This window comes from uncultured Dokdonia sp. (assembly GCF_937910895.1).
Lineage (GTDB): Bacteria > Bacteroidota > Bacteroidia > Flavobacteriales > Flavobacteriaceae > Dokdonia.
This window is the reverse complement of the sequence record NZ_CALEMI010000124.1, coordinates 1-12,155: the sequence shown is the minus strand read 5'-3', so window position 1 is coordinate 12,155 and position 12,155 is coordinate 1. Positions and strand designations below refer to the sequence as shown.

The 12,155-nt window shown below is 38.4% G+C and carries 9 protein-coding genes; 5 read left to right on the top strand and 4 right to left on the bottom strand.

Annotated elements, in window-relative coordinates; genetic code table 11:
• Positions 1-2 precede the first annotated feature (2 nt).
• From Q0505_RS14630 to Q0505_RS14610, 5 genes are all read left to right on the top strand, one after another.
• On the top strand, positions 3-1,148 hold the full coding sequence (locus Q0505_RS14630; protein WP_299214278.1) for an efflux RND transporter periplasmic adaptor subunit: 1,146 nt from the start codon (positions 3-5) through the stop codon (positions 1,146-1,148).
• Positions 1,149-1,321: 173 nt separating this feature from the next.
• Positions 1,322-1,951, top strand: a complete 630-nt coding sequence (locus tag Q0505_RS14625; protein ID WP_299214275.1) for a hypothetical protein — start codon at positions 1,322-1,324, stop codon at positions 1,949-1,951.
• A 4-nt stretch (positions 1,952-1,955) separates the two neighbouring features.
• Positions 1,956-3,482 carry a GH3 auxin-responsive promoter family protein gene (locus tag Q0505_RS14620; protein ID WP_299214273.1) on the top strand — a complete coding sequence of 509 codons (1,527 nt, stop codon included), beginning with the start codon at positions 1,956-1,958 and terminating at the stop codon, positions 3,480-3,482.
• A 328-nt stretch (positions 3,483-3,810) separates the two neighbouring features.
• Positions 3,811-4,263, top strand: coding sequence for a PA2169 family four-helix-bundle protein (locus tag Q0505_RS14615; RefSeq protein WP_299214270.1), 453 nt, complete (start codon positions 3,811-3,813; stop codon positions 4,261-4,263).
• Between the two features lie 174 nt (positions 4,264-4,437).
• Complete coding sequence (locus Q0505_RS14610; protein WP_299214267.1) at positions 4,438-5,490, top strand: aldose epimerase family protein; 1,053 nt, start codon at positions 4,438-4,440, stop codon at positions 5,488-5,490.
• 41 nt (positions 5,491-5,531) lie between these two features.
• Here Q0505_RS14610 and Q0505_RS14605 read toward each other — a convergent pair whose 3' ends face one another.
• The 4 genes from Q0505_RS14605 to Q0505_RS14590 form a co-directional block, all read right to left on the bottom strand.
• Positions 5,532-8,162, bottom strand: a complete 2,631-nt coding sequence (locus tag Q0505_RS14605; protein ID WP_299214264.1) for a glycoside hydrolase family 3 protein — start codon at positions 8,160-8,162, stop codon at positions 5,532-5,534.
• Between the two features lie 58 nt (positions 8,163-8,220).
• Positions 8,221-9,639, bottom strand: a complete 1,419-nt coding sequence (xylE, locus tag Q0505_RS14600; RefSeq protein ID WP_299214261.1) for a D-xylose transporter XylE — start codon at positions 9,637-9,639, stop codon at positions 8,221-8,223.
• Between the two features lie 10 nt (positions 9,640-9,649).
• The gene (xylA, locus tag Q0505_RS14595; protein ID WP_299214259.1) at positions 9,650-10,966 is read right to left on the bottom strand and encodes a xylose isomerase; all 1,317 of its coding nucleotides are present in this window, start codon (positions 10,964-10,966) and stop codon (positions 9,650-9,652) included.
• A 4-nt stretch (positions 10,967-10,970) separates the two neighbouring features.
• Positions 10,971-12,155: FGGY family carbohydrate kinase (locus Q0505_RS14590; RefSeq protein WP_299214256.1), on the bottom strand; the 1,185-nt coding region annotated here is incomplete at its 5' end.

The window sequence follows — 12,155 nt, the reverse complement described above, 5'->3', positions numbered from 1 at the left end:
TTATGCAACGTATTATATATAACATAGTCGTAGTAACTATAACCCTTTCGCTCATTGCGTGTGGCGATAAAGAAGTAACCAACGAGCAGGCAGACCTACAGAATGAAACTACAACAGATGCTCGGATTTTTGTTTCCAAAGCACAATTTAAAAACAGCAATATGATGCTAGGAAACTTGGAAGAAAAATCGTTTCCTATCACGGTAAAAACAACAGGAATGATTGACGTGCCACCAGAAAATCGTGCAGTTGTCAATGCTACGATGGGTGGTTATATTAAAACCACTCCCCTATTAATAGGTGATAAAGTGCGTAAAGGGCAGAAACTGGTCACCATTGAAAATCCTGATTTTGTATCGCTACAGCAAGAATATATGGAAGTACACGAGCAACTTACCTACTTACACTCTGAGTTTGAGAGGCAGAAAACCATGAAAGCAGAGAATATCACTTCGCAGAAAAGTTTTCTACAAGCAGAGAGTGCCTATAAAACGGCAAAAGCACGCCACAACGGATTACGCAAGCAATTACAGATGCTCCATATTTCACCTGCTTCCGTTGAGGCTGGAAATATTAATTCGATAGTGACCATTTATGCGCCTATTTCGGGAAGTATTACAAAGGTTCAAGTCAGCAGAGGCACCTATGTTTCCCCCGCTACTGCTATCCTGGAAATTATAGATAATGACCATATTCACTTGGAATTATCGGTGTTTGAAAAAGATATTTTAAAGTTACAAAAAGGGCAAGAAATCAATTTCAACATTCCAGAATCTTCCACGGAGACCTACAAGGCAGAAGTGTTCCTTATAGGAACTGCCATTGAGAAAAATAGAACCATCAAAGTACATGGACACATAGAGAACGAGGCAGGTGTAAATTTCTTAACAGGTATGTTTGTAGAAGCTACAATTATTACGGAGTCCGCTTTCGCGAAAGCGTTGCCAGAAACAGCAGTAGTAGAAATTGATGCTTTATTTTATGTTTTGCAATTGGACCAAGAAACGGAGGAAGGATATTATTTTAATCAGCGACAAGTTGATGTAGAAAACACCTATGATGATTTTGTATCCATAAAAAACACCGACGAAATAAAAGATTCAAAAGTTTTAATAGATGGAGCGTTTCATTTGATACGTGAAGAGTAAAATCTTTTATAAAACTGCGATTTTTGACGGCACTTAAAAAGACTAACCAACATTTTAGAAAATCAAGTAAATAACTTTGAGATGTAAGAATTAAAAAAATGCGTATCACCATAAATTTGACAGTGTAATTACTGGATGAGCTATCATTTGTCTCGTATGGATTCAATAATTAAATGAGTTCTCGTACCTTGCAATCTAAATTACTTATTTGTATTTTAATGATCCCTAAAACAAAAAAATTCATCTCATTCACTAATAAAATAATTCCTTCAGAGTTAACAGAAGAGGCTAAAACAGCACTTTCTTTTTATCCTGAATTAATTTCAGTCCCTATCGAATTTCGATTTACTAAAAAGGTAAGTTCTTCAATCATGAAAGCGCAACCTGAGTTTTTGAGTCTGTTGAATAAAAAAAGTGAGCGCAAATACATCATTTTTATTAGTCGAAGCTTTGGGATTAAAGGCAAAGAACTTTCAACGGCAAATATACCAACAGAAGTCATGGTTGGATGGTTGGGTCATGAGTTAGGGCATATTATGGATTATATCGACAGGAGTTCCTTGAATTTAGTTGCTTTTGGAATAGGATATTTATTTTCGAGTTCATTTATAAAAAAAGCAGAACAGAGAGCAGATCGTTTTGCTGTCCAACATCAAATGAAAGACTATATTCTAGCAACCAAAAACTTTATTCTCAACCATACAGAATTATCGGATGAGTACAAAAATAAAATAAAACGATTGTATGTATCTCCAGAAGAGATTATAGAATTCGTTAATGAACAAACTACCTCTATAAGTTAGAAATATGTCAATAATAGGAGCAATAATAAAGAGCGCTATTCATCTTAAAGATGGATTAACACCAAGTGTAGATCATATCCAAGCACAAAAAGAAGTCTTAGATCATTTACTAGATACTGCTAAGAACACCGCTTTTGGAGTTGCCCATAATTTTGAGGCAATTATCCAATCAGATAATCCGCAAGTAGCATTTTCAGAAAGCATTCCCTATTTTGATTACGATAAAATTAAAAAAGAATGGTGGAATAAAGTAATAGATGGAGAGGAGAACATTACATGGCCAGGTAGCCCTGATTATTTTGCGCTCAGCTCAGGTACTACTGGAAAGACAAGTAAGCGTATTCCTGTTACCGAAGCCATGGTAACTGCGATACGAAAAGCGGGAATCAAACAAGTAGAAGCGCTTTCAAATTTTGACCTACCCATTTCCTTCTTTGATAAAGATATTATGATGCTAGGAAGCTCAACAGATCTGGAAGAACGTGACGGACATCTGGAAGGAGAGATTAGCGGAATTACGGCAAGTAGGATTCCTTTTTGGTTTGAAAATTACTACAAGCCTGGAAAGGAAATAGCCAAAATTGATGATTGGGACGAACGCGTACAGAAAATAGCAGAACAAGCAACAGATTTTGATATTGGTGCCTTAAGTGGGATTCCCTCTTGGATGGAGCTGATGTTAAAAAAAGTGATTGATTATCATCAAGTAGATACTATTCACGACATCTGGCCCAATTTACAAGTGTATACCTCTGGTGGGGTTGCATTTTCACCCTACGAAAAGAGTTTTAATAAACTATTAAAGAATCCTATTACCGTCATTGATACCTATCTCGCATCTGAAGGATTTATTGCCTCACAACAACGTCCAGAAACAGATGGGATGCAACTCATTACCGATGGGGGTATCTATTTTGAATTTGTGCCTTTTGACGCAAATTATATAAATCAAGACGGATCAATAAAACAAGAAGCACCATCCATAACCCTAGACCAAGTCGAGCTTGATCAAGATTATGTTTTATTGATTAGCACGGTTTCAGGAGCGTGGCGTTATGTAATTGGAGATACTATTGAGTTTACAGATGTAGAACGTGCTGAAATAAGAATCACAGGGCGTACAAAGTTCTTTCTTAACGTTGTGGGTTCTCAACTTTCTGTAAATAAAATGAACACGGCCTTGCGTGCCTTAGAAAAGCAATTTACTATTCAAATACCTGAATTCACCTTGGCAGCTGTGAGAATAGATGGAGAATTTTACCATCATTGGTATTTAGGTACTGATAGTAATGAGGACGAGACCGCTTTCGCGAAAGCGCTAGATCATTTACTACAAGAGGCTAATAAAAACTATAGGGTTGCAAGGACCAAAGCACTCAAAGGCGTTAAAGTCACAACTGTAGATCCACTTTTATTTTCAGAATGGAGTGGCGCTCAAAAGAAAAAAGGAGGACAAGTCAAAATGGAACGCGTGATGTCTGAAGAAAAGTTCAAAGAATGGGAATCTTTTATTGACCAAGCTTCAAAATAAGAAGGAATATTCATTTCAGAATGAAGCGATCCTCTTAAGAAAAATTCGCACTATATATTTGTATTAAAGAGATATAACCTTTCTGTGTCTCTTTCAATTCCTCTCACCATAGCATTTCAAAACGGAAGCTCGTTTTCAGTGTTACCTAGTGTGTATTTTATGAACCCAAGAAGGTAAATCTTCTAATTTTAAATATCATATAAGCAAGCATTTAATGGTATTAAGTCACTTAAATCCCTATAACTATTAGAACTTTATAGTATTACAATCAGTGATGTAATCAGCAAGCATCCTCCTTTTTGCTGAAAGAATATAACACGATATTACTATGGGAATTTTTGAAGAAAGTACAGAAAACAAATTAAATGATTTGGTAGAAAAAGCGTACGATGCTGAAAAAGGATTTAAAAAAGCTGCAGAAAATGTATCTGATGCTCGTTTAAAGAATTTTTTTATTCATAAAGCTAATGAACGCGGACAGTTTCGATCAGAATTAAAAACGGAATTAAAAAGCATGGGATTGGAAGTTAATGAAGATGACGGAAGTGTTGCTGGAGCAATTCACAGAACATGGATGGATACAAAAGCACTTTTCTCAACAGACAACGAAGAGTCTATGTTAGAAGAAGTAAGAAATGGTGAAAAAGCCGCATTGAGCGATTATGAAGATATCTTAGAAGATAAAAAACTACCTCCAACGACTGCTAATGTATTACGTCAACAACATCAGGCTATTAAAAAAAGTCACGATACAGCAGATTATTTGGAAGATATTAGATAATTTATTTTACATACTAGTCTTTACTATGAAGCCTTGCTATCTTCAAGATAATGAGGCTTTTTTCATAGTAAGATGAAAGCTACTCTTTTTAAAGAGTTCATATTCTTTATGAAGACGTTTTGTGAATTAAATTTTTAAGTCGAACTTCCATATATTATTATTTAACAATTTATAATGAGCCATATTCCTGCAAATAGATTTAAAAAAACACTTCACGGAAAGTCGATCTCTATTTATACATTGAACAATAATAATGGGGTTTCTTTGCAAGTCACCAATTATGGTGCACGTATAGTGAGTCTCTATGTACCAGACAGAAATGGTGTCCCTCAAGATATTGTATTAGGATATGATTGTATTGAAGATTACTTAAAGACAAAAAATAGCTATTTTGGAGCTACTGTTGGCCGATTTGCAAACCGAATTGCCAATTCGCAGTTTACACTTAATAATAAAATCTACACACTCAACGCAAATGACACAACCCATTGCCTTCATGGTGGTGCTGGAGGTTTTCATAATGTAGTTTGGGATGCGCATCAAATATCTGATACTGCATTGGAATTAACGTATGTTTCCCCAGATGGAGAAGAAGGGTTTCCTGGTACGCTATCGGTTAAAGTGATCTACTCCATCGGTGACAACAGCGAAGTGTCTATAACGTATTTTGCGACAACAGATAAAACAACAGTTGTCAATTTAACACATCATTCGTATTTTAATTTACAAGATGCAGGTAAGACTTCTATTGAAGACCATCAATTGGAGATTGATGCCTCAAACTATACGCCAGTCAACAGATCATTGATTCCGAGAGGTCCTATTGAAACTGTAAGTGATACCCCTTTCGATTTTAGAATAGCCACCAAAATAGGCAAACGAATTGATCAGCCAAACGAACAACTAAAAATAGGCTCAGGATACGATCATAATTACGTACTTTATGGTAAAGACCTAAGAAAGGCTGCAACGGTTAAAGAACCTATATCAGGACGTGTTATGGAAATAGTAACTACTGAACCCTGTATACAGTTTTATAGTGGCAACCTGATACATAGTGACATCCTTGGAAAGAACAAAACATTGTATGGAAACAGACATGGCTTTTGCCTTGAAACACAAGGCTTTCCAGATAGTCCGAATCAGTCCGATTTTCCTTCAACGATTCTAACTCCCGAGGATACGTATAGATCTACTACCATCTATACATTTACCACCGTGCCATAATTAGCATAAGCTTCAAAATGTAAAAAGAACACATACTCTAATTATTTCAATTGAATTGTCTTTGTCAAAACATTGGTGGTTTTTGCATCTGCCAATCCTTTAAAATTCGGTTGCTTCCCTCCTACACTTACTGTTAATGCTCCTTTGGCAAACGCTGGCTGACCATCTTCATTGAGTACTGCATATTGTCTGGGAGTAATTAAGAATTCAACAGTTTTAGTTTCACCAGCTTTCAAATGTACTCTTTGGAAACCAACTAAGGATCGGATCGGAGCGTTGTTTGTACTATTTACATGGCTCAGATATACTTGCACCACTTCGTCTCCATCTCTACTTCCAGCATTAGTGACATTCACTTTTAGAGGCATCTCTTTTTTGAGTAAAATTTCATCATCTAACATCAAATTCTCATAGCGAAACGTCGTATAACTTAATCCGTGTCCAAATGGAAATAAAGGATCCCCTCTGAAATATTTATAGGTCCTGCCTTCCATATCGTAGGACTTAAAATCTGGGAGGTCCGTCACAGATTTATAAAATGTAATAGGTAGTTTTCCCCCAGGATTATAGTCTCCAAAAAGAACATCGGCGATGGCTTTACCACCAAATTCACCTGGATACCATGCTTCGAGAATGGCAGGGATCTTTTCTCCTGCCCAATTCACCGCCAGCGCACTTCCGTTCATTAATACTACAATGGTTGGTTTTCCAACCGCTTGTACTTTTTTCATTAACTCAATTTGTGTTTTAGGAAGTGTGATCTCTGATCGATCTCCTTTGTCAAAACCTTCTAATAAAACAGGCATTTCTTCTCCTTCAATAGTTGGCGATAAGCCTAAAAATAATAACACCACATCCGATTTCTTTGCGGCATTGATGGCTGGGGTTAATAAATCTTGATCTCTTTTTGCCCACACAAAATGTGCTTGAGGATCTGTATGATAGTTGTAATACTCAATCTTCACATCATACGAAGTACCTTTTTTCAATGTGCGATCAAAATATCGAGTTTTTGGTTCGTGATCATCACTAAACTCAAATTGAAGTTCTCCATTAAAATATACTTTCCCACCACTGCTCGCTTTCAATCCTACGCGATACTCGCCATCTTCCTCAGGGACTAATTGCCCTGTCCATTGTACAGAAAAGACATCCTTTTCAAGATCATCTATAGGTTTTTGCGGGGTCCATATAAAATTGATTAAGGTATCATTACGCACAAATGCGGGTTCTCCTTTCCAATCCATCGTCTTGAAATAGCTTCCCTTCAATCCAGCTTCATTTCCATTTTTAAGCACAGATGACGGAATTGGATTTAAAATTGGCCAACCTTCGGCAACATCACTTCCCAACGTATAATTGATCTGTGTATTTGGCAATTTATCTTGAATGGCTTTTAAAGGTGTTATAAATTGAAGCGGTGTTCCGTGGTAGTTTCCTAACAAAGCTTGTTTTGAATTAGCATTAGGACCAATCACAGCAATCGATGCAAGATCCTTTTTTAAAGGCAGTGTGTTATTCTCATTTTTTAATAAAATCATCGACTCACGAGCCACTTGTTCAGATAAGGCATAATGATCTTCACTTGCGACCACATTGTATGGTATTTGTGCCCATTTCACATCTTCATCAGGATCAAACATCCCCAACTTAAAACGTGCCGTAAACAATCTTATCAAGGCTCTGTCTATCTTAGATTCGTCGATCAGTTCTTTAAGAACGGCTTCTTTTAAATTGGGATCATACACACTTCCGCAGTTCAAATCTGTCCCGCGATCAACAGCTAGTGCCGCTGCTTCTGGTGCGGTATCTGTGATTCCATGTCGATTAGGTTCCCAAAAATCATTGATCGCCCAGCAGTCAGAAACAACATAGCCATCAAAGCCCCAATCATCTCTTAATATTTTCTGAAGTAACAAATTACTCCCACAACACGCTTCATCCCGATACCGATTATAAGCACACATCACCGAATGCACTTTTGCTTCCTTTACGGCTGCTTCAAAAGCAGGTAAATAGGTTTCGTATAAATCTCTATTGGAGGTCTGATAATTATCTTCATGTCTGGATTTTTCAGGACCACTATGTACGGCAAAATGCTTGGCAGTCGCTACGACTTTTAGATATTTTGGATCATCTCCTTGCAGTCCTTTGATGTAGTTGACGCCTATTCTACTGGTGAAATATGGATCTTCTCCATACGTTTCTTGTCCTCTTCCCCAACGTGGGTCTCTAAAGATATTGATATTGGGAGTCCAAAAGGTTAATCCCTGATAGATACCTCTTTTACCCGCTTTCGCGAAAGCGTGATGCTTCGCACGAGCTTCGTCCGAAACAGCGATTCCCATCTGATGAATCAGTGGCGCATTCCACGTCGATCCCATACCGATACCTTGCGGAAAGACAGTAGCTTCACCTGCACGAGCGACGCCGTGTAAACACTCATTCCACCAGTTGTATTCAGGCACGCCCAAACGTTCTATAGCTGGCGCATCGTATCGCATTTGTGATACTTTTTCCTGTAAGGTCATCTGAGATACTAGATCTGTCACACGTTCTTCTAAACTCAAGTTAAGATCTTGAAATCGAAATTCATACGTTGCTTTTTCTTCGCAAGAAGATATCAGTAACATGCTGATGAAGGCGATGATACATAAGGATATATTTTTCATAACGGGTACTTTTTTATTCGTTTCCTTTTAAGGGCTATTCTATGATTCTAATAGATATTTACTTCCATAATTCTTCCATTTCCTCCAAGGTCTTTCCCTTGGTTTCTGGAACGAATTTCTTCACAAATAGCAATGCCAATATGCCCATAAAACCATACACCCAATAGGCGAATCCGTGATTAAACTGTTCGGTGAGATATCGGTTATCATCCATCATCGGGAAAGTGATGGATACGGCATAATTAGCAATCCATTGCGCAGCAACCGCAACCGCCATGGCACGCCCGCGGATTTTATTTGGGAAAATTTCAGATAATAATACCCAAGTGACAGGTCCCCAACTCAGTGCAAAACTCGCCACATACACCATCATACATAGCAATGCGAGATAGCCTGTAGATTGGGCAAAGAATACAAAACCTAATGAGAACATCGCAATTGCCATTCCTAGAGCACCAATCATCATCAATGGTTTTCGACCGTGTTTGTCGACCGTTTTTATGGCGACAATGGTGAACAAGAAGTTGACAATCCCAACGATAATGGTAAGCAATAGCGCCCCATCGGTATCTGGGTTGATATTTTTGAAAATTTCTGGAGCGTAATATAAGACTACATTAATTCCTACAAACTGTTGGAGTATAGACAGCACAACACCGATGACAATGACCAACCAGCCAAAAGATAACAGTTTTCCTGTGGCTGGTTTATTGATTGATTCTTTGATTTCGTCTAAAATTTGATGGGCGTTTTCTTTTCCATTGACGTTGATCAAAACGGCTAAAGCTTCTTCAGGCTTATTTTTCAGCATGAGCGATCGTGGCGTATCGGGTACAAAGAATAAAAACAGCAAGAATAATCCAGCTGGAATGACTTCTGAAGCAAACATCCATCGCCAACCCACTGCATTCAACCAATCATCTGAACCACCTGATTTTGAGATGAAATAATTTACAAAATAGACGACCATAAATCCAGCGACAATGGCTAGTTGGTTGTAGGATACTAGGCGTCCTCTACTATTTGCTGGCGCAATTTCGGCGATATACAAGGGTGAAAGCATAGATGCTAGTCCTACACCCATACCCCCAACGATTCTGTAGATGATAAATAGGGTTGAAAATGTATGATCACCTTCACCAATAGATCCTACTAATAACTCTGGCATCGCAGAACCTAATGCCGAAATCAAAAATAAGATTCCTGCCAAAATGAGTCCTTTTTTCCTGCCTAACCATTTACTGATAAGTCCACTAAAACCACCACCAATAATACAACCTATTAAGGCGCTTGAAACGATAAAGCCTTTAAAAGCGTTGGCAGCATTTTCACTTAATCCTTTTGGAATCACAAAAAAGCTGTCCAAAGAACCTACGGTTCCTGAGATAACACCTGTGTCGTAGCCAAACAATAGTCCGCCAAGGGTAGCAACCATCGTGAGTTTAAGAAGGTATTTAGAATGGGTTGATGATGACATAGTGTTGCGTTTATAGGTACTGATTTATGATGTTTTCGAAGAGTTCTTGCTTTCCGCTTTTTGGTGTTAACTCTCCGTTTTCTTGTGCGATTTCATACAAATCTTTGAGACTTAAATCGCCCTTCTCAAACGCCTTCCCTTTTCCAGTATCGAATGACTGATAGCGATCTGTTCTTAATTTCGCGTAAGCGGAAGAATCCATAATTTTTTCAGCCGTCAATAGTGCTCTTGCAAACGTATCTGCGCCACCGATATGTGCGTAAAATACGTCCTCCAGATCTGTGGAATTTCGTCTAATTTTGGCATCAAAATTAACGCCTCCACCCTTCAGTCCGCCTGCTTTTAAAAAGACAAGCATTGCTTCGGTAGTTTCTTGGATATTATTTGGAAACTGATCGGTATCCCAGCCATTTTGGTAATCACCTCTATTGGCGTCAATACTCCCGAGCATATTTGCCTTTGCCGCCACCGCTAATTCGTGCTGAAACGTATGCTGTGCGAGCGTGGCATGATTTACTTCGATATTTAATTTAAAGTCTTTATCTAAGCCATATTCTCGTAAAAAACCGATAGCCGTAGCCGCATCAAAATCGTATTGATGCTTCATGGGTTCCATAGGTTTTGGTTCGATAAAGAAACTTCCTTTAAAACCTTGGGATCTTGCGTAGTCTCTTGCCATGACTAAGAACTGTCCCATGTGATCTAGTTCTCTTTCCATATCGGTATTGAGCAAAGACATATATCCCTCGCGTCCACCCCAAAACACATAGTTCTCACCGTCTAAAGCGATGGTGGCATCTAAGGCTAATTTTATTTGTCCTCCTGCTCTAGCGAGTACATTAAAATCTGGGTTTGTAGCGGCCCCATTCATATAACGTGGATTTGAAAAACAATTAGCAGTACCCCATAGTAATTTGATTCCTGTCGCTGCTTTTTTCTCTTTGATATAATCGACAATGGTCGCTAATCTTTTTTCTGATTCGGCGAAGGTGGGTGCTTCTTGTACAAGGTCAAAATCATGAAAACAGAAATACTCAAATCCTAGTTTTGAAATGAACTCGAAGGCGGCGTCTGCTTTATCTTTGGCTGCTTGAATAGGATCTGATGATTGATCCCAAGGAAAATTCTGAGTACCCGGACCAAAAGGATCTGCTCCTTGTCCGCAGAAGGTATGCCAATAGGCAATTGCGAATTTAAAGTGTTCCCTCATGGTTTTTCCAGCGACTACTTTATTGGGATCATAGTATTTATACGCCAAAGGGTTATCTGACTCTTTTCCTTCGTAGGCTATCTTTTCAATTCCTTTAAAATATTCTCGACTTGCCATAGTTCTAATTGTTTTTTAATATCGTTTCTAATTCGTTTCTCCAATGTTTATATGCATTTTTATACCGTGTAGTATCTTTGCTGGGGTGGTAGGACATCACATAATCATTGTTATTGATGTTTTTTGTATAGGTATCAAAATCACCATCGATCAATCCCGCAGCTCTTGCGGCTCCTACGGCGCCTGTGGTGTTATATATTTTAATTTCTTGGTTGATGAGTGTTGCAATGGTTTCAGAAAAAATGGAAGACTGAAACAAATTGTCATTTCCTACGCGTAGCTCGTCAATAATCGTTTTATCCTTTTTTAATAGCTCCATCCCATAGACAAAAGAAAAAGCAATGCCTTCTAATGCGGCGCGATACAGATGTGCATCTTGATGTCTGTTTAAATTAAGGTGCTTGATTTGAGAACCGATCATTCGGTTATCAAACATACGTTCTGCGCCGTTCCCGAAAGGCAATATGACCAAGCCATCAGAGCCGACGGGAATAGCCTCGGCTTTTTCATTCATTTCTTGGTAAGAAGTTGCGGCTGTATTTTTAAGTAACCATCGAAATTGAATCCCTGCTCCGTTGATATTGAGCAATCGACCTACGGTAGGATTCGTTTTTGAATAGTTGACGTGCGCAAAGTGATTGACTTTACGTATTTCCTGAAAGGTCGCTTTTTGAGTCACTGCATAGATTACCCCCGAAGTTCCTCCTGTGGCTGCTACTTGTCCAGGGTTGAGTACGCCTAGCGTCAGTGCATTATTGGGTTGATCCCCTGCTCTGTAGGTAATGGGCATTCCCGCTGGCAATCCAGTTTCTTGAGATGCTTTTTGTGTAATAATGCCTTGCGTGATGAAGTTTTCTACAATGGTTGGCGTAAGATGAGTATCTATATTATAATACTCTAGTAACCAATCTGCAACACACTCATTTTGATAATCCCAGAGGATACCTTCAGATAAGCCATTGCTAGTCGTATTGATCTCACCACTGAGCTTATAGGCGATGTAATCGCCAGGGAGCATATACTTATAAATCTTATTATAAATGGCGGGTTCATGGTCTTTTACCCATTTTAATTTGGATGCGGTAAAATTACCTGGAGAATTCAAAAGTTGCTCGGCACATTTTTTTACACCTAATTCTTGAAATGCCTTCTTTCCTATGTCAACTGCTCTACTATCGCACCAGATAAT